This window comes from Paenibacillus sp. NAIST15-1, assembly GCF_001894745.1.
Lineage (GTDB): Bacteria > Bacillota > Bacilli > Paenibacillales > Paenibacillaceae > Paenibacillus_B > Paenibacillus_B suaedae.
This window is the reverse complement of the sequence record NZ_BBYF01000004.1, coordinates 195,470-213,752: the sequence shown is the minus strand read 5'-3', so window position 1 is coordinate 213,752 and position 18,283 is coordinate 195,470. Positions and strand designations below refer to the sequence as shown.

Below are 18,283 nucleotides of genomic sequence, written 5' to 3'. Positions count from 1 at the left end.
AAACATTTTTATCGCTAAAATAAATTTTAACGATAAAAATAACCTTAGTGGAGGGTTCCTTATGAAGCTGCTCATAAACAATCGCGCATTCCGATTTCTATGGCTTGCCCAAATCATTTCTGAGCTTGGTGACGGTATTACACGGCTCGTTGTTATCTTTCTTGTCGCTCATTTATCGAGCGATCCGCTGGCTATTAGTCTTGTCGTACTCGCTAATGTACTGCCAAGCATGCTCCTTGGAACATTCGTAGGCCCGATCGCTGATCGCTTCCAGCGTAGCCATATCATGATGGCCGCTGATATCTACCGTGCGATCATTGTCATGTTGCTTATCGCATCCCAGAACAATTTATACGGAATTTATGCTTTAGTATTGCTGCAAAATATCGGCACCGTGTTTTTTGAGCCTGCGCGCTCCGCTATAGTGCCCAGTCTTATTGGGAAAGAGAATATCCCGCAGGCCGTTTCCTTCTCGCAGGCTACTTATATGGCTATGAGGCTGGTGGGGCCATCGATTGCGGGGCTGTTAATTCCACTAGGTCATTTTGACCGGCTATTCCTTTTTAATGGACTTACGTTTATGCTGTCTGCTTTGTTTATTTATGCGATGTCCAAAGCAATACCTACTCCTGATCGAACCCATGAAGATATCCAAGATGAACGCGGGGTGCGCAAGCAGTCAGCTGCTGAGAAGGAACCGTACTGGAAATCCTTGAAGGTGGGGCTGCGCACGATTTACCGCCACGATGGATTATTCGCGCTTCTTCTGCTGCTTGTACCGATCATGCTTGTCGTGGGTGTCATCAATACAAACCTGAATGCGGCATTGCTGCAAACCTTCCGCATCCCTGCCGAGCATTTTGGCTTCATTTCCAGCATGGTGGCAATAGGCAGCATATTGGGGGCGCTCGCTGCACCTTATCTCATGAAGCGGATGGCTTCCAATGTTCTGCTGCTCGGGGCAGTCGGGGTTATCGGCCTATTCTGCTTGCTCATTGTGCCGCTGTATTCGCTGTATCAAGAGAGCGGCGTGCTGAGTGTATATGTATGGTCGATTGGTCTTGGCGTATCGACGGCCTGCGCGAACGTGCCGCTTAGCAGTTTGTTTATTACGATTATGCCAGATGAAATGAGAGGCCGCGGATCGGGCGTATTCGATTCTGTGTCGCAAGCTGGCACGGTTCTTGGCATAGGCATAGGCGGGTTATTCGCTTCTATGTTCGGCGTATTGCTTGCCACCGCGCTTGCCGGATTGCTGCTTATTATTGTCGTGGCTATTTTCCCTCTGTTAAAATATAATCAAGCACTTCGAACAACGAACGAAGCGAGTATGGCAGGAGGAGACCTAGCGATGTCTTCTTCAGACTAAGGAGGGGACAGCTTGCAAGAGCAACGAATAATTAACGATGTCGAGCTGTTGAAGATCATGCTAGATCCGCGCCGAATGCAAATATTGCGGCTTGCGCAAAACGAGCCGATTACGGTAAAGCAGATGGCAGAGATAATGGATGAGAAGCCATCCAGACTGTACTACCATGTGAAAAAGCTGGAGGAGGCCGGGCTGCTGGAGCTCATTGAGACGAAGCAGCAGGGGAATCTAATCGAGAAGTATTATCTTGCAAATCAAGAGAAGCGTAGCTATACGTTGGGGAAGGAATTATCACAGGAGCATTCCAGTCTGATTGTACAGGAGCTTCTGCGCATTACTCATCAAGGTATGGACGTAATCGAGGATGGAATGCGAAAAGGACAGTTTGGTGAGGATTTGCCTGCGGATTTGAAGATTGCCTATTCCTCAATGACGCCGATGGAATGGGCGGAGAAGGCGTATTATTTACAGCATGCGATCTCATCCAACTATGCGGCGCCCCCTTTCAATCCGGAACAATCCCTGATTGCCAATGATGAACTGCGGGAGCAGAAGACTAAGGATGAATATGTATTCGTTACGCTTAGCTATCGATTGAAGGATGTTCCGAACCGGGAATCTGTCGAGAAGAGCGAGATGATGGATGATTGACGAAAGCTTTTGTTCCAATTTGGATCTAAGTTGAGTTAATCGAATATGCAGAAGAACACCCACCCTCCATGCTTAAGATAAGCAGGAGGGTGGGTGTTTGTTTTTGGAGGTTTGTACGGTACATACAATGCTTCTCCAAGTTACGTATGGATTCTTTTAGAAGGAAATGCCTTACCCGCCGATGATCGTAAGTTCCTTTGGATAAGAAGTCAATACCTCAACACCGTCTGCGGTTACGATGACATCATCCTCGATGCGCACGCCAGCCACCTTCGGCACATAGATGCCCGGTTCAATCGTGAACAGCATGCCCGGCTCAAGCACATCCTCGTTGCGCTCATGTACAGATGGGTACTCATGGACATCGATGCCGAGGCCATGACCGAGACGATGGGTGAAATAATCGCCGTAGCCTTTGTCCGCAATGACCTTGCGTGCTGTGCGATCAAGGCTGCCGAACGTAACACCTGGCTTCACAGCTTCAATGGCTGCCATGTTCGCGGCGAGCACCGTATTGTAAATTTCCTTGCAAGTATCATTCACTTCACCTACGGCGAATGTGCGCGTAATGTCAGAGGCATACCCGTTCGCGTATACGCCCATATCGAACAAGAGAAGCTCGCCTTCCTTTATTTTGCGGGAACCTGGTACGCCGTGCGGGAGTGCTGCATTCTCTCCAGCCAGCACCATCGTGCTGAAGGATGGGCCGTCTGAACCAAGCTTCTTCATCAAATATTCAAGCTCTGCCACCATTTCGATTTCACTCATGCCCACTTTAACTCGGCTTACGCCTTCCAGCAGAACAGCTTCGACAAGTCGAACTGCTTCTTTCATGCGAACGACTTCTTCTTCCGACTTGATGACACGCATCGCCTGCAGGATTGGGCCTGCATCTACGAAGCTTTTCGCTGCTGTTGCACTCGTTAATGCTTCATAGCGCTGTACGGACATATGTCCCTTCTCGATCGCGAAGCGAGCTGCCTGCTGTGGCAGATGCTGCTTCAGGATGTCATAAGGGTTGTCTGTATCTGTATGGGTAGCAATCTGTTGCACCACAGATACAGCGGCTGCTTTGTCCCCGTCCAGTACAGGTACAATCAGTGTTGGTTCGCCCTGTTGAGGGACTACGATTCCAAGGAAGCGCTCATGCGGATCACAAGCAAAGCCAGTCAAATAATAGACATGTTTGGGATCGGTAATGAGCATCACGTCAATGCCGCTTTGCTCCATGGCGGAATGGAGCTTGTTCCATTTATCATTCATCGAAAATCTATCCTTTCGTTCGGTAGTATAAGGTAGTCTAGGATCATTAGCCAGGCATCTATTCTCGAATGTACCATGACCGATTAAAAAATGCGAATAGACAAAATACAAAAAAGGAGTATTATATATAATACAGACTGATTATTTTCATGTGTTTTCACAACATGTGTTTTATACTGTACTAGTATTATGCCAATTATCGCCATGAGGAAAGGAATGACCGTCATGAACACTACGAAGACTCGCACGAACCATCAAACAAGCGAACGCGTTGAAAACCATCGTGTCGATTCCGTTACCCATTCACAATCATCCACTATGCGTGGAGCAGACATTGTCGTAGACTGCCTGAATCGTCAAGGCGTCACTCATATATTTGGAATTCCAGGGGCTAAGGTTGACAGCGTTTTTGACGCACTTGTTGATCGTGGCCCTTCTTTAATTGTGTGTCGGCATGAACAGAACGCAGCGTTCATGGCTGCCGCGGTAGGGCGATTAACAGGCAAACCAGGGGTGTGCCTGGTGACATCTGGACCAGGGGCATCCAACTTGGCAACAGGTCTTGTTACTGCAACGGCGGAAGGAGATCCAGTGGTTGCCTTAGGTGGCGCTGTATCTCGTGCAGATCGCTTGAAGCGGACACACCAATCCATGGACAATGCAGCACTGTTCCAGCCGGTTACGAAGTACAGCGCAGAAGTGCAGCATCCAGACAACCTGCCGGAGGTGCTGACGAATGCCTTCCGTGCAGCGACCTCGCCGCGTCAGGGTGCAGCCTTCGTCAGCCTGCCGCAGGATGTAATTACTAGTCCGGTACAGGTATCGGCGATTGGGCCATTGCCTTCGCCACGGCTTGGAGCGGCTCCTTCCGAAGGAATAGCCGAGGCGGCTGAAGCATTGCGCAGTGCCCGCATCCCGGTCATTCTCCTTGGGATGCGGGCAAGCTCGCCGGAAGCAGTCTATGCGATTCGGCAGTTGGTCGCACATACCAACATTCCGGTTGTAGAGACCTTCCAAGCGGCAGGTGCCATCTCTCGCGAATTGGAGGCTCACTTCTTCGGCCGTATCGGATTGTTCCGCAATCAGCCGGGGGATGAGCTGATTGAACAATCGGATGTTGTGCTGACCATCGGGTACGATCCCGTGGAATACGATCCGAAGTTCTGGAATCATGATGGCAAGCGCCACATCATTCATCTCGATGATGTCCAAGCCGACATTGATCATGATTACCAGCCTGAGATGGAGCTGCTCGGAAGCATCGATCGTACCGTGCAGGAATTGACGAAGCACTTGGCCGGCTTGCAGCGGACGCCAGAAGCGAAGGTGCTGTGCGATTCCTTGCTTGCGAAGCTGGTAGAGGCGTGCGAGCCGCCGCAGAAGGTGAAGCCGGGAACGGTTCATCCCTTGCAAATTATTCATGGTCTGCGCAGCGTCATCGATGACAACGTTACGGTAACGTGTGACGTGGGCTCTCATTATATATGGATGGCGCGTTACTTCCGCTCTTATGAGCCGCGCCGCCTGCTGTTCAGCAATGGCATGCAGACACTTGGCGTCGCCTTGCCTTGGGCCATCGCTGCTGCCTTGGTTCGTCCGAATGAGAAGGTGGTATCCGTATCAGGGGATGGGGGCTTCTTGTTCTCTGCGATGGAGCTTGAAACAGCCGTTCGCTTGAATCTGCCGATTGTCCATCTCGTCTGGAATGACGGCACGTACGACATGGTTGCGTTCCAGCAGCAAATGAAATATGGCCGGACTGCAGGTGTCGAATTCGGCCAGCCAGACATGGTGCAGTTCGCAGAGAGCTACGGAGCCACTGGCTACCGTGTCACGGATCCTGCCGAGCTGGTGCCGACACTGAAGAAGGCGCTTGAAGCAGAAGGGCCTGTCGTTATTGACATTCCGGTCGATTACAGTGATAATATCGCGCTTGGAGATACGCTGCTCCCAGACCAATTCCACTAAGAATGCATCTGGCAGCGTGGGAAAGTACAGCTTGCAACAAGGAGGAACAGATAAGATGAATGCCGTATTGGAACATCCAGTCAACACAACATTACGTCCATCGGACTCATATACAACAACGGAACGAGAAGCGGAACACCGCTCAGAGCAGCCAAGCACCATTTTCCAGACATCTACCATGAGCGCCCTGCTCGACGGTGTATTCGAGGGAAGCATGACAATGGCTGAGCTGAGACAGCATGGCGACTTCGGTATAGGCACATTCAATGAATTGGATGGGGAATTAATCGCCTTCGATGGAGACTATTATCGCCTGCGCTCCGACAGCAGTGTAACGCCCGTGCAGCCGGAAGACGGAACTCCATTTGCTTCCGTAACGTTCTTCCAGCCAGTCAAGACATTCCGTGTGAACCAGCCAATGAGCCGCAGCCATCTAGAGCAGCTGATAGACAGCCTGCTCCCGAGCCTGAACCTGTTCTATGCGATTCGTATTGACGGGGAGTTCGAGCGTGTAGTAACACGTACCGTTGCGAAGCAGAAGCCGCCATTCCGCCCGTTCTTGGAGGCAATCGAATCTCAGCCAACATTCACATTGGAGAAGAAAAAGGGAACTGTAGCAGCGTTCCGCATGCCGGCATTTGCTCAAGGGATAGCTGTAGCAGGCTACCACCATCACTTCGTTGATGATGCACGTACAGGCGGCGGGCATGTGCTGGATTTGCAGCTCAAATCAGGCATCGTGCAGATAGGCAAGCCGTCAGAGGTGCATATGCATTTCCCTGAGACCGAAGCGTTCATGAACGCTGACCTGACGAGCCGCGATCTCGATGCAGAAATTGCGAAGGCAGAAGGTTAATTCAGGAGTCAATCATGCTGGTAAAGCATACGTAGAACCCGCACGTTGAACGAACGAATCGTACCCCCGTACAACGTACTCGTACATTCATAGTACCCGTACAGTGTGCATTTAAATTGCAGCATCAGCGTGTACACGAGTAAGTTTACAATATGCCAAGAAGGCCTGAATGGGAGAGAAAGGAGCCCGTTTGGGTCTTTTTTTGTTAAGGAGACAAGGTTGTGTGTGATGGCTAATGAAGGGTAAATCCCCTGATGCCTTGATGGGAGCGGACATCAGGGGGCGGATGATACTGCACTTTGAAAGATGCGGCAGCCTTAACTCATGCGAGCGACAGTAAACGATGTGGCAAGCGTAGAAATTTCATTGGACAATTGCGCTGCGCTTACATCATGACGCAATTCCACAGCATAACAGAATTCGTAGAAACCTCCGAGTGTGGCTTTGAAATTCGTTTCCCAATAGTTCGTCATTAACCAAGCATAGGTAGACGGCTTAGCGTCCAGCGACTGCTGGGTATGAACAAGTCTGCGGCCATGCTCAAGCGATCCCAGTTGCAGCAGCGGTGTATCGGGCATAGCGAGAAGCAGTGTAAGCTCTTCGGACTGTGAACCTGTATAGTCTGTCACTGGAGGTTTATCGCTAGGATCAGCTGAATTAGGATGCGATGCATGCGTATGATTGCACCATGCCAGACCTTCTTGAATGCACGTATAATCCAGGCACGTGCCTGGCAGCTGATCGATCCATGGACGTACGATGGCTCCTGCTTTCTCTACATACAAGGTATCTTTGTGATGTTCGCCAGTCGTGAACGGCAGTGCGACATATACGTTCTCGGGAAGCCATACGCTGTCTTTGTGAAGCCGAACAGATATCTCGACCCGATTCGATGCAGCATGTACCTTCAGGAATAGTGCGTAATAGCTCATTCCTTCGATCACGTAAGTCAGCTCTATTGTCGCATATAACGGACCATTCTCGATTGGACGTGCACGGACGAGGCGACCGGTGCTTCGCTCTACGTTTATACCCTTGCGATTGCGTCCCATCCGGCTGCGAACAGCCCAGACTTGGCTCTGATCGCTTGAATCAGCAGCCGGAGTGACCTCGTAAATGGGTGTGAATGCACCGTGCTCGCGATTGGCTGCCAGCATTTCGCATCCCGTTTGTTTATCGATCCAAGAGATAATGCCCTCGTTTTCCTTCCATTCAATCCGTACATAGGGTGATTCAATCGAATGCTGAGCAATACGAATAGGACCATGTGCAGACTCTTCTGCATGCAAGTCCTCCATATCATAGACTCGATCACTTCCCATCAGGCGGGTATTGGATGTTGTCAGATTTGTAGGGCGAGCTGATGCCTTACGAAGGTTCAGGAAGCACTCTTCACCTGGACCGAGCGTGACTTGAACGACAACGGACTGTGGGTGAGGGGACTGGTGCGGAAGCACATTCCCGGTTCCTTCATGTACGACTTCCAATCCACCTTCGAATAGAGCAGGCTCCCATCCGTCCAAGGATAGGGTGACAAGCTTGGCAGCGGGTGCAAGCTCCGTGTTCACAATGCGATAGCGGAATGGACGCTCAGGATATAGAGGTGCAGCACCTTGCGCGAACAGCACCTGATCCAGCGCTTGGTGCGCGAGGCGGCTGGCTTCGGCTGCATAGGCCTGCTTGCGTACTTCGAGCAGCTGTACGTTCGGGTGCCATGGCTCATAGATGGAGGAGTGGTAGCCCCATGTATGTTCCGCATACATGACAAGTGCTTGCTCGACTTGATTCAGCTTCGAGATGTCCACGATGCTAGCCTTAGGATCGAGGCGCTTCATCTTGCGCAGTGTGCGCTGTGCGTCACGGAACAGCTGTGTATGCATGGCAGTTGAGCTGACGCCGTCAGACCACCAATCCGGCCAATCTCCTGTATAGACCGGTAATTGGTCTACATCTTCCTGCTTCAATCTAGCAAAGAAATCATGAAGCGTCGTCATCTCAATGCGAATTGTATCGCCGTATTGGGCATTCCAGTCGCGAATGAATTCCATAATTCGGCCGTTGGGTGCAGCATTGTCTGTGCCTAAACCAGACAGCATGACCGGTGCAAAGTCATAGGGGTACCCTTCTTCCTCAAGCCGGTTTACATAACGGTGCATACGGATGCGTGCAATATCGTCATGATGCGCATCGATTAACTGGTTATCGAATTCGTCTTGGATCATATACTTGCCGAGTGCACCGGGACATAAGCCAAGCTCGTTGCCGAACATGTAGTGCTCTCCGTTCCAGACGAGCAATCTCTCGCCATTCGGCGCCTGCCACCAGAAGGGCGTTTGCTTGCGGCCAAGTGCGAACATGCCGTGGTGGGTGTGGATGCAGCTGAATAAATGCTTGATGCCATTGTCGAGGAGGCTCTGGGCATACCCCCATCCATAGCCGTTAATGTCAGCAGTCATCGCTGAGTCCACATGTTGCCCGATCGACTCTGCGTATGTCTGTGCTTTACGATGAATGCTATGCAATAAGGAATAGTCCGGCAGCTCGGTCATGTTCAAGTACGTACCGGACAGCTCGATGCTGCCACTGCGTACAGCCTCGGCGAATTGCTCGCGCTCCTGCTCCGAAGCTTGCTCCAAGAACCGTTCTACTGCCCAAAATGTCTCGCAGGTCCAACGAAATCCCTTCCATTCCGGCTTCGTTCCGTTCGATGCTTGCTGTACGATGTTCAGCGCCTGTCGAATAAATTCAACGTGATAACGCTCGATCTTCTCCTGGCGTTCCGTATATCCGATGTCCGTATGGGAATGGTGTATCGCATAAATGGTCCAAGTCCGCTTCGGGGATGGGGTTATCGCACGCGCGATATGCTGTTCGTTGTTCATCATGTAAGGCCTCCAATTCCATTTCAGCTAGGTAACAAGTAATGAAAGAAACCTTCCGCTCCATTCCGGCTTCAGAAGGTTAGTGACATGGCAGCGAAGAGCTGAGATTGTGTACCCCTGTCTTCTCTCCTGTATGCCCTCATTGTAAGGAATGGTGGGAAGGTTGTATTTGGACTGGTTGGCTTTGTTTTTGTAAAATACGGACATCATTATGCGTTCGGACGTTGACTCGGATCTGTATCGGGATGAGCGCGATGGAGATCACGGCGACGGTAACGTGCAGGAGATACTCCGAGCAGCTGAGTGAATACTCTTGTAAAATAATGCACCGACTCGAAGCCACACTGCGCAGCGATATGCTTAATGGCTGCATCAGTATCGAGTAGAAGCTCCTTCGCCAATTGGATGCGCCGTTCTTGTACATAATGGACGAACGTCTGACCGCCATGCTGCATGAACAGTCGGGATAGATGACGGGGAGAAATGTGCAAATGCTGTGCCACGATCTCAAGCGACAGCGGTTCACTAAGGTTATCCGCTAAGTATAGACAGGCTCTGCGGAACAGATCATTCGTGCCGACAGAAATGTTCGCGGCGCCTATGGACACTTCCGGGAGCTGGTAGGAATGCGGCGCGAATAGCGGCAGCATCGAATACAGCAGTGCCCCAACTGTCGATTGCAGCACCGCAATCGGGTAAGCGGCTTGTCCCTGCCCATTCGCGTTATCGAACATGTACAGCAGGGCGCCCCACAGCGCTGCTGTTGCTGACTTCTCAGCTGAAGGAATAACAGGGACGGCATCTTGCGCCAGTACTTGATAGGCACGAGCGTAAGCATCTGCCGAATCTGATTCGATGATGTCGAAGGCGACGTAACATAGCGCAAGACCCTCGTCACTGCGAATCTGATGCCAGATGCCAGGTCGGGAACAGAAGGCGGTTCCTGAGGATAGCGGATAATGCTTGCCATCGTCGATATATTCTCCGCTCCCTTCCATGACGTAGCACATTTCAAAAAAAGAATGTCGATGCAGCGTGTTATGGTAATGTTGGGGCATGAAGCCCCAGTAATGGACACGATAGCGCACAGGCCCGCAGTCGATCTGGGTGGCGTATATATTGAGCGCATGATTTGCTTTTTTGTATGCTATAGGACTCGCATTCATCATATGTACTCCTTTGTGTACCATACGTATGTCTAACATGATGCTTGGTTGAAATGCAGCTGCGTAGCGAAGTTCTGATTCTTCGCAGTATGGCCCTGATCTCTCTTAATCCTCCTTATTTGACGAAAGGATATGCTTGCCAATGGCGTAGAGGAAAATTATTGCGAAAACACCTGCCCCCACATACCACGAAAGAGTTTGATTAGCATCCTCCTCTAGCTGTGCTAGCAGGGTAGCTTGATCGGTAGAGACGAGAATGGTTTTGTTCTCCTTGAGCGGGACGAGCTGTCCCTCTTGCACGTGGACGGCAATAATTGAGCTTCTGCCGGGCCGAATGCCTCGATAGGCACATCTATTTTCTTTTGAAAAGACTCCGTCATTGCATATCAGGTATATTTCATCTTGAATCTCCGCTCCATGCACCATCGCTGGTCTTAATATAAGATGTCCAGTCAGCAGCAACCATTCATTAGAACGAATCGGGTAACCAGCTACGGCTGCATCTTTTGCGAGCCAGTAGTTAATCTCATCGGGATTACTAGGATAGTTTCTGTTTCTCCTTTTGTTGGGGACGTAAGTTTCTCTTTGCAGCAGCGCAAATTCAGGCTGAACGTAATCGGAATCTCCTGTTGGAGCCGCAGCTGTCATTTTTCCTTCAATAATTTGATAACCGTTCTGTGACAAATCAATCGTCGTTTCTGGCCTTATATTTTCCAGCTTCGAAATCAGGCTGCGAGTCTCTCTTTCTTTACCTGTTCCCAGTAGGAAAATAATGATGAGAATCAATGCTAGGGAGGCTACAACAATAAGATCAAATAGAAAGCCTTTATTACGTGTTTTTTTCATGGTTTCTCCTCTGATTTCTTCCCTGGAAAATGTGAAGATCAACTGTAAAGTGAGGCAACAATTGGAACTGTCTCTTTGGTATGACGTTTGTTACAATAAAATTTACCAGTATTTTAGTATCTAAATAAATCGGTTTTACGAACAAAGTATGTATGCAGTTGAATCGTATCAATTTACCGGGCAATTGAGTTCGAATTCACATAAGTGTCACATATAACGCTTTCAGCAGCCATGTTGTTCACAATTCGTCACAGCAATTGATCGTCCGGTTATGGGACAATATGGATGGAAGCTGGAAATCATCATATGGAGGGGACGGACGATGTTGTTAACGGCAGAACAGCTGGAACAGTGGAGTGGTGATACCGTGGAGCGAATGGAGACGCGCAAGGCAGCTTATCAATTGCTGGCTGATTTCCTGGGAGAAGTTCCAACACTAGATGTCATCATGGCATGGCGGAACGGGCAGGAGCTTAAGTTGTTGTCATCCAGTTCCGAAGGAGCCCAGAAGCTGTGCAGTATGCTCACGAACATGTCGATTAACGAAATGTACGCCGTATACTCCTCGCTGCGAGACGAGTATTTGCGCTTGTTCGGCTCTTCAGGCCAGCTGCCTGTAGCGCCTTGCGAGACCATGTATCGTGCGAGCGAGCAAATGTTGCCTAAGTCATACGCTCATGATGTGCGGCAAATGTATGCTGAATTCAGTTTATATTTCAAGAAGATGAACGGAGAGCCTGACGACCATATTTCCATAGAATTGGAATTCATGGCTGTTCTCATCGAGAAGATGATGAACAATGTGGCCTCGAAAGAGCGTTATGAGCGTTATATGAATGGCCAGCGCGAATTCGTGTTGGATCATCTGAAGAGCTGGGCGCCACGCTTCGCAGAGGACTTGGCACAGCATGCTGAACATCCAATTTATAAGGCAATTGGAATGCTGCTAAGAGAGTTCATCGCTAAAGAAGCCGCATGGGCAGAACAGATGAAGATCGCATAGTTGCACATTCTGTATCGATATTGATGCAGTGAGATAGAACGAAATCGAGATCTATGCATATGACAAGGGACCTTTCCACACAAAGGTCCCTTCTTCTCTATACGGACTTGCACGTAATGCCGCGCCAATAGATCGTCCAAGCGGCTTCAAGATTGCTCTCGAATCGGCTTACGCCTCCGTACAGAAGCTGTACGAACAGCCCGTCCAATATCGAGATGAATGCCTTGGCTGCCTGCTCGGGATGAACACCGTGAATTTCTTGTGAGCGCAGCGCCTGTGCCATGCGGGGGATGAGCCCCTTCTCCAGCCGCTCGATGAAGGAGTGCATGCGTTCAAGGACAGGCTCTTGCAGCGATGGAGGCGGGAAGAAGGCGACCCGCAGCATAAATTTGAGCACATCATACTGGCTGTACCGGTGACGGTAGGAGTCAAGCAGCAGCTTCAACTGATCGTAGAGCGGCAAATGCTCATGCTTGTGGAAAAAGTCCGTGATCCAGTTTAACTCATCGACAAATACAGATTGCAGCACGTGCAAAAACAGATCTTCCTTGCTCTTATAATGCGCATAAATAGATGGCTTCTTAATGCCGACTTCCTCGGCAACTTTGGACAAGGAAGTCCCGGCATAGCCATATTTGGCAAAATGGGATAGAGCGATAAGTTGAATGCGGTTGGCAGTCAAAGGGAAACCCTCCATTCTTCGCTGTTCCATAACTACCTATCGTTCGTTCGACGAAATTATGTCACACGGTTGAAATCGTTGTCAATGACATATTTGAAAGCGGAGAATTCGGGTATAGTAATTCAATATGGATTGTTCTTCCTTCACCTCTTGATTAAGACATATTGCAGGATTATATAGTAGGATGCTGTATAAGGATAGAAGCATGTTAGATACAGATATTTAGAGATGGGGGAGCATGCGGATGAGGAGAGCATTGCAGGTAGGTTTGTTTCTGATCTTATTGATGACGCTAGGTCTATACATAAACGATACGTTCGGGCATACCATCGCTACATCCTTAAGTATTATGACGACACTCGCGGTCATCACGCTTGCCGTTATTATTTTTATGGAAAATCGGCATCCTTCCAGCACGGTTGCATGGATTCTGGTGCTGGCACTCGTTCCTGTAGTCGGATTTATTTTCTATATGCTATTTGGTCAAAATTATCGCAAGCGGCGCCGTTATGCCCGCAAGGCTGTCCAGGATCGGCAGGGGTATGCCTTCATTGATAATGAATCGCTGACACGAAGGGAGCAGGTATTCGCTACCTTCAATCCTGATGAGCGCCAGCTTCTGCGACTGACGAGCCGACTTAGTAAGAGCCCGATATCCTTCGGCTCCGATACGCGGATTTTGAACAATGGGGAAGAGACGTTCTCTGCGCTCATTACGGAATTGAACCAAGCGCAGCATCATATTCATATGGAGTATTATATCTATCGGGATGACGACATCGGACGATCGCTTAAGCGAATACTGATTGATAAGGCAGCTGCTGGGGTTAAGGTTCGCTTCATGGTGGATGCGGTCGGAAGCATGCATCTGCCGAAGACATTCTTGGCGGATCTGCGAAATGCCGGGGTCGAGGTGGCGGTGTTTGGTGCTGTGAAATTCCCGCTGTTCTCGAATCGGGTGAATTATCGGAACCATCGCAAAATTGTTGTCGTGGACGGAAACGTCGCTTTTATCGGCGGATTGAATGTAGGAGATGAGTATTTAAGCCGCAGCAAGACGTATGGCTTCTGGCGCGATACTCATATGATCGTCCGAGGCGAAGCGGTGAAGACGATGCAGATCATTTTCCTACAAGATTGGTGCCATACGACAGGATGTAAGTTGTACGATCCAGAATACTTGACACCACAGCCAACGGAGTCGGCCTCAGGCGCGGTTCAGATGATCGCAAGTGGCCCCGATCAAGAATTCAAAACAATGAAAAATGTATTCTTCTCGATGCTGACTTCGGCCAAGAAATCAATCTGGATCGCAACGCCGTACTTTATTCCGGATGAGGATATCTTTACAGCCTTGCGTGTAGCAGCATTGTCTGGTGTGGACGTGAAGCTGCTGTTCCCGGCTAAGCCGGATAAGTGGCTGCCGTTCCTGGCATCGCACTCCTATTTCCCGGGACTCATGGAGGCGGGGGTTCGCATCTATGAATATGAGAAGGGCTTCCTGCACTCGAAGCTCATTATTGTGGACGGAAAGATGGCGACGATCGGAACGGCCAATATGGATATGCGCAGCTTCCACTTGAACTTCGAGGTGAATGCACTGCTGATGCGTACAGAGAGTGTTCAGCAGCTCGTAGAGGAGTTCGAGCTTGATCTGCAGTCGGCCGCACCGATCGTAGAAGAACAGTTCGCACGCAAAAAAGTGTTCATGCGCTTTCTTGAATCGGCCGCACGTCTATTCTCACCGCTGCTGTAGGCCTAAGTGGACTATAGTGGTAGTTGGAATAGATTGACTCCATGTGTGGTTTGTGGCATGATTAGTTAGAACTCCTTTTGAGAACGATTTTCATTATCTGTGGAATGCGGGAGGAACGATCATGTCTGTATTGAACACACGCTCTCTTACGTTATCGTACGGGGAAACCTCTATTATAGAAGATTTAACGGTAAGCATACCTGAAGGCAAGATTACGGTGCTGATTGGAAGCAACGGATGCGGCAAGTCGACGCTGCTTCGCTCCCTTGCCCGCTTGCTGAAACCTACGCTTGGTACGGTTCTTCTGGACGGTAAAGATATTCATCGTTCCAGAACGAGGGAAGTTGCGCGTAAGATGGCGATCTTGCCTCAGGGGCCAACAGCGCCAGAAGGGTTGACGGTTCATCAGCTTGTGAAGCAAGGACGTTATCCATACCAGACCTGGCTGAAGCAGTGGTCGGAAGAGGATGAGCAGCTTGTACGCCATGCGCTGAAGGTGACAGGTCTTGAGGAATTGGCTGATCGGCCAGTAGATGCCTTGTCCGGCGGTCAACGACAACGGGCGTGGATCGCCATGACGCTTGCGCAGAATACGGATATCGTTCTGCTCGATGAGCCGACAACGTATTTGGACTTGAGCCATCAGATCGAGATACTGGATTTATTGTATGATTTGAACCGGAATGAGGGCCGTACCATCGTGATGGTTCTTCATGATTTGAACTTGGCTTGCCGTTATGCCGATCATATTATAGCTGTGCGCAATAAGGGCATTCATTCACAGGGAGCTCCAGAAGATGTGCTGACGGTCGATATGGTGAGGGACGTATTCTGCATGGAGTGCATCGTATGCGATGATCCGCTGTTTGGTACACCGATGTGCGTGCCGCGCGGCAAAGGGCGCATCTGCGGCGAACGTTGTGAACGCAAGGATGAGTGCGCAGCGAACACAATGCTGCAATCAAGCGCTGTATAAAGGAAATACGGACTTTAGAAAGATGTGGATGGAGAAATCTAAGAAGCTGTTTGGCGTTGCCAGACGGCTTTTTTTGCACCCTTATTGCCCCTTCTTTTTCCAACTGATATGCTTGGACTAGCAATTATGACATATGATCATCGGAGGGAAATTCATTTGTGGAGTAATCGTAACGTATGGATTGTGCTCTGTGGCGAATTTATCGCCGGCCTGGGGCTTTGGACGTCCATTATCGCGAATTTGGAATTTATGCAGCATTATGTGCCATCAGACTTTATGAAGTCATTGATTTTATTCACTGGCCTTCTCGCAGGTGTGCTCATTGGGCCATATGCAGGGAAAGTGATCGATTCGCATCGCAAGAAGAGCGTCCTTATCTGGGCGGGTATCGGACGGATGGTAAGTGTCTGCTTCATGTTTCTCGCCATTGCACAAGGCTCGGTCTGGTGGATGATTCTATTTGCAGTGTGTCTGCAAATATCCGCGGCCTTTTATTTTCCGGCGCTTCAATCGGTCATTCCACTTATCGTTCAAGATAAAGATCTTATCGCTTTGAACGGGGTTCATATGAACGCATCTACGATTGCTCGTATTATCGGAACGGTGGCAGCCGGTATGATGCTGTCTGTCATGAGTTTGTCTGCCTTGTACACGGCATCGCTCGTCGCCTATGGACTTCTGCTTGTCTCCACATACTTCCTTGATATTGATGAGGAGGCTAAGGAAGAGCGCGGCCAGAAGCGTAAAGAGAAGCAAGGCGGCGGATTTAAGGAGATTGTCCCGATGCTCAAAGGGATGCCAGTTGCTCTTATGGCGCTCTGTCTATCGATTATTCCAGGATTCTTTATTGGGAGCTTCAACTTGATGGTCATTAATATTAGCGAAATGCATCAGGATACGCAAATTAAGGGATGGCTCTACGCAGCTGAAGGCGTTGCCTTCATACTGGCTGCATTCTTCGTGAAACGCTTATCCGGTCAGCGCGATCTATTAAAGCAATTGTTCGCGCTGTCCTTCATTATCGCAGCTGCGCAAGGGCTGCTGTTCTTCGCTCATGTGAAATGGATGACGCTTGTGGCGTTCGGACTCTTTGGCTTTGCAGCTGGATTCTTCTTCCCCTTGTTGTCTACGTATTTTCAGAAGTCGATTCCGAAAGAACTGCATGGCCGATTCTTCTCATTCAGGACGATGCTGGATCGGGTCATGTTTCAAGTGGTGCTTCTTGCGGCAGGGTTCAGTCTGGATACGATAGGCTTGCCTTACATGGTACTGATTTTCAGCGTGCTATCGCTAGCTATCCTTTTGTATGGAATGGCTCATACCGTTGGCTCGACGTCCAAGCGCAAGCAGGACACCGAGAAATCGGCGATTTGAAAGTAAGATATTCGTAAATGGGCTGTGTACAGGAGGGTTCCCAAATGTTCCGTAGAAGGAATATGATGGGAACTTTTTCTGTATGAGAAAAGGAGAGTGTACACCCCTTGTGGAATAGGATGTAGGGAAGTATCGATTTTGAGGACAGAGGAGGACGGAACATGAAACGGTCAGAGGAAATTATACAGACAGCGGAACGATTCGGAGCGAGGAACTATCATCCGCTTCCTGTCGTAATCGAGAAGGCAGAAGGAGTGTGGGTTGAAGATCCAGAAGGGCGCCAATACATGGATATGTTAAGCGCTTACTCTGCCTTGAACCATGGTCATCGCCATCCGAAGCTGATCGAAGCTCTTGTGAATCAGGCGAACCAATTGACGCTGTGCTCACGCGCCTTCCATAGCGAACCGTTATCTCGTCTGAGCGAACAGTTGGCAGCATATACAGGCAAGTCCAAGATACTGCCTATGAATACGGGTGCTGAAGCAGTTGAGACTGCTCTCAAGGCGGCACGACGCTGGGCATATCGCCATAAGAGCATTCCACGCGACCAAGCGGATATTATCGTATGCAGTGGCAATTTTCATGGTCGTACCATTACCGTTACCTCATTCTCTTCCAGTGAAGAATACAAAGAAGACTTCGGCCCCTTTACACCAGGCTTCACGATCATTCCATACGGCGATGCCGAGGCACTGGAAGGTGCAATTACGCCGAACACGGCTGCATTCCTCGTTGAACCTATTCAAGGAGAGAATGGAATTGTAATGCCGCCAGATGGGTATTTGCGCAAGGTGCGAGAGATTTGCACCCGTCATCATGTGCTGTTCATTGCAGATGAAATTCAGACGGGATTCGGGCGCACCGGCAAGCGCTTCGCCTGCGATTGGGAGCAAGTGATACCGGACATGTACATTATGGGCAAGGCACTTGGCGGAGGTGTGCTTCCGATTTCTGCTGTAGCAGCAGACGAAGCGATCTTATCCGTCTTTGAGCCAGGTTCGCATGGCTCAACCTTCGGCGGCAATCCGCTAGCTTGTGCGGTGGCCTCAGCGGCGCTTACCGTACTTGACGAAGAAAAGTTGGCAGAGCGCGCCGAACGGCTCGGGGCATATTTCGAGAAACAGCTCGCCAGCATATCCAGCCCGATTGTGAAGGAAATTCGTGGTCGTGGCCTGCTGATTGGCATGGAGCTAACGGAGGGGGCCAGACTCTACTGTGAGGCTCTTATGCGTCTTGGTCTGCTCTGTAAGGAGACGCATGGCACGGTCATTCGCTTTGCGCCGCCGCTGGTCATCACGGAGGAACAGCTGGATTGGGCAGTAGAGCGTATTCGCAGTGTGCTGGTCTCAGGGGCGATTATTGCTTGAACAACAAGAGGGTGACAACATCGCAATCTGCTTACTCGATAGAAGGTTTAAGTCATGCCTATTTAGTTAGAGAAGGTAATAGATATGATCATAGACGCAGTGAATAAGTAGAAGTTCGAAC

The 18,283-nt window shown here is 49.8% G+C and carries 14 protein-coding genes; 9 read left to right on the top strand and 5 right to left on the bottom strand.

The features are described from left to right. The first annotated feature begins 61 nt into the window (after positions 1-61). Together PBN151_RS11875 and PBN151_RS11870 are read left to right on the top strand one after the other, a co-directional pair. Positions 62-1,369, top strand: a complete 1,308-nt coding sequence (locus tag PBN151_RS11875) for an MFS transporter (RefSeq protein WP_072729092.1) — start codon at positions 62-64, stop codon at positions 1,367-1,369. Positions 1,370-1,381: 12 nt separating this feature from the next. Then, positions 1,382-2,020: an ArsR/SmtB family transcription factor gene (locus PBN151_RS11870; RefSeq protein ID WP_072729091.1), complete on the top strand. Its 639-nt coding sequence runs from the start codon at positions 1,382-1,384 to the stop codon at positions 2,018-2,020. A gap of 171 nt (positions 2,021-2,191) precedes the next feature. On the opposite strand, the gene PBN151_RS11865 is transcribed toward PBN151_RS11870, so the two are convergent. Continuing rightward, positions 2,192-3,283, bottom strand: a complete 1,092-nt coding sequence (locus PBN151_RS11865; protein WP_065293757.1) for a M24 family metallopeptidase — start codon at positions 3,281-3,283, stop codon at positions 2,192-2,194. A 318-nt stretch (positions 3,284-3,601) separates the two neighbouring features. On the opposite strand from PBN151_RS11865, the gene alsS reads away from it, so the two are divergent. Beyond that, entirely contained in the window at positions 3,602-5,251 is a 1,650-nt protein-coding gene (alsS, locus tag PBN151_RS11860) for an acetolactate synthase AlsS (RefSeq protein WP_072729277.1), read from the top strand. A gap of 55 nt (positions 5,252-5,306) precedes the next feature. Beyond that, a complete protein-coding gene (budA, locus tag PBN151_RS11855) occupies positions 5,307-6,107 on the top strand; it encodes an acetolactate decarboxylase (RefSeq protein ID WP_083545112.1) in 801 nt (266 codons plus the stop codon). A gap of 317 nt (positions 6,108-6,424) precedes the next feature. Here the strand turns inward: budA and PBN151_RS11850 are convergent, their stop codons facing one another. The 3 genes from PBN151_RS11850 to PBN151_RS11840 all read right to left on the bottom strand — a co-directional run bounded on the left by PBN151_RS11850 (position 6,425) and on the right by PBN151_RS11840 (position 11,001). Then, complete coding sequence (locus tag PBN151_RS11850) at positions 6,425-8,992, bottom strand: glycoside hydrolase family 38 N-terminal domain-containing protein (RefSeq protein ID WP_227774592.1); 2,568 nt, start codon at positions 8,990-8,992, stop codon at positions 6,425-6,427. Positions 8,993-9,198: 206 nt separating this feature from the next. Then, complete coding sequence (locus tag PBN151_RS11845) at positions 9,199-10,158, bottom strand: AraC family transcriptional regulator (protein WP_072729090.1); 960 nt, start codon at positions 10,156-10,158, stop codon at positions 9,199-9,201. 102 nt (positions 10,159-10,260) lie between these two features. After that, entirely contained in the window at positions 10,261-11,001 is a 741-nt protein-coding gene (locus tag PBN151_RS11840) for a hypothetical protein (protein ID WP_072729089.1), read from the bottom strand. Between the two features lie 322 nt (positions 11,002-11,323). Here PBN151_RS11840 and PBN151_RS11835 point away from each other — a divergent pair, with 322 nt between their 5' ends. After that, positions 11,324-12,004, top strand: a complete 681-nt coding sequence (locus tag PBN151_RS11835) for a TorD/DmsD family molecular chaperone (protein WP_021257210.1) — start codon at positions 11,324-11,326, stop codon at positions 12,002-12,004. A 97-nt stretch (positions 12,005-12,101) separates the two neighbouring features. Here PBN151_RS11835 and PBN151_RS11830 read toward each other — a convergent pair whose 3' ends face one another. Continuing rightward, positions 12,102-12,686, bottom strand: a complete 585-nt coding sequence (locus tag PBN151_RS11830) for a TetR/AcrR family transcriptional regulator (RefSeq protein WP_021257209.1) — start codon at positions 12,684-12,686, stop codon at positions 12,102-12,104. A gap of 244 nt (positions 12,687-12,930) precedes the next feature. On the opposite strand from PBN151_RS11830, the gene cls reads away from it, so the two are divergent. From cls to PBN151_RS11810, 4 genes are all read left to right on the top strand, one after another. Beyond that, positions 12,931-14,442 carry a cardiolipin synthase gene (cls, locus tag PBN151_RS11825; protein WP_021257208.1) on the top strand — a complete coding sequence of 504 codons (1,512 nt, stop codon included), beginning with the start codon at positions 12,931-12,933 and terminating at the stop codon, positions 14,440-14,442. Between the two features lie 121 nt (positions 14,443-14,563). Next, entirely contained in the window at positions 14,564-15,418 is an 855-nt protein-coding gene (locus PBN151_RS11820) for an ABC transporter ATP-binding protein (protein WP_072729088.1), read from the top strand. A gap of 156 nt (positions 15,419-15,574) precedes the next feature. Then, positions 15,575-16,792 (top strand): MFS transporter, encoded by a 1,218-nt coding sequence (locus tag PBN151_RS11815; RefSeq protein ID WP_072729087.1) that lies wholly within the window; start codon positions 15,575-15,577, stop codon positions 16,790-16,792. A 161-nt stretch (positions 16,793-16,953) separates the two neighbouring features. Beyond that, entirely contained in the window at positions 16,954-18,162 is a 1,209-nt protein-coding gene (locus tag PBN151_RS11810) for an ornithine--oxo-acid transaminase (protein WP_072729086.1), read from the top strand. The last annotated feature ends 121 nt before the right edge of the window (positions 18,163-18,283 follow it).

What these genes read in the sequence shown, in the direction of transcription:
- PBN151_RS11875 (WP_072729092.1), top strand. Translation starts at nt 62, where the DNA reads ATGAAGCTGCTCATAAACAATCGCGCATTCCGATTTCTATGGCTTGCC.
- PBN151_RS11865 (WP_065293757.1), bottom strand. Translation starts at nt 3,283, where the DNA reads ATGAATGATAAATGGAACAAGCTCCATTCCGCCATGGAGCAAAGCGGC.
- alsS (WP_072729277.1), top strand. Translation starts at nt 3,602, where the DNA reads ATGCGTGGAGCAGACATTGTCGTAGACTGCCTGAATCGTCAAGGCGTC.
- budA (WP_083545112.1), top strand. Translation starts at nt 5,307, where the DNA reads ATGAATGCCGTATTGGAACATCCAGTCAACACAACATTACGTCCATCG.
- PBN151_RS11850 (WP_227774592.1), bottom strand. Translation starts at nt 8,992, where the DNA reads ATGATGAACAACGAACAGCATATCGCGCGTGCGATAACCCCATCCCCG.
- PBN151_RS11845 (WP_072729090.1), bottom strand. Translation starts at nt 10,158, where the DNA reads ATGATGAATGCGAGTCCTATAGCATACAAAAAAGCAAATCATGCGCTC.
- PBN151_RS11840 (WP_072729089.1), bottom strand. Translation starts at nt 11,001, where the DNA reads ATGAAAAAAACACGTAATAAAGGCTTTCTATTTGATCTTATTGTTGTA.
- PBN151_RS11835 (WP_021257210.1), top strand. Translation starts at nt 11,324, where the DNA reads ATGTTGTTAACGGCAGAACAGCTGGAACAGTGGAGTGGTGATACCGTG.
- cls (WP_021257208.1), top strand. Translation starts at nt 12,931, where the DNA reads ATGAGGAGAGCATTGCAGGTAGGTTTGTTTCTGATCTTATTGATGACG.
- PBN151_RS11820 (WP_072729088.1), top strand. Translation starts at nt 14,564, where the DNA reads ATGTCTGTATTGAACACACGCTCTCTTACGTTATCGTACGGGGAAACC.
- PBN151_RS11810 (WP_072729086.1), top strand. Translation starts at nt 16,954, where the DNA reads ATGAAACGGTCAGAGGAAATTATACAGACAGCGGAACGATTCGGAGCG.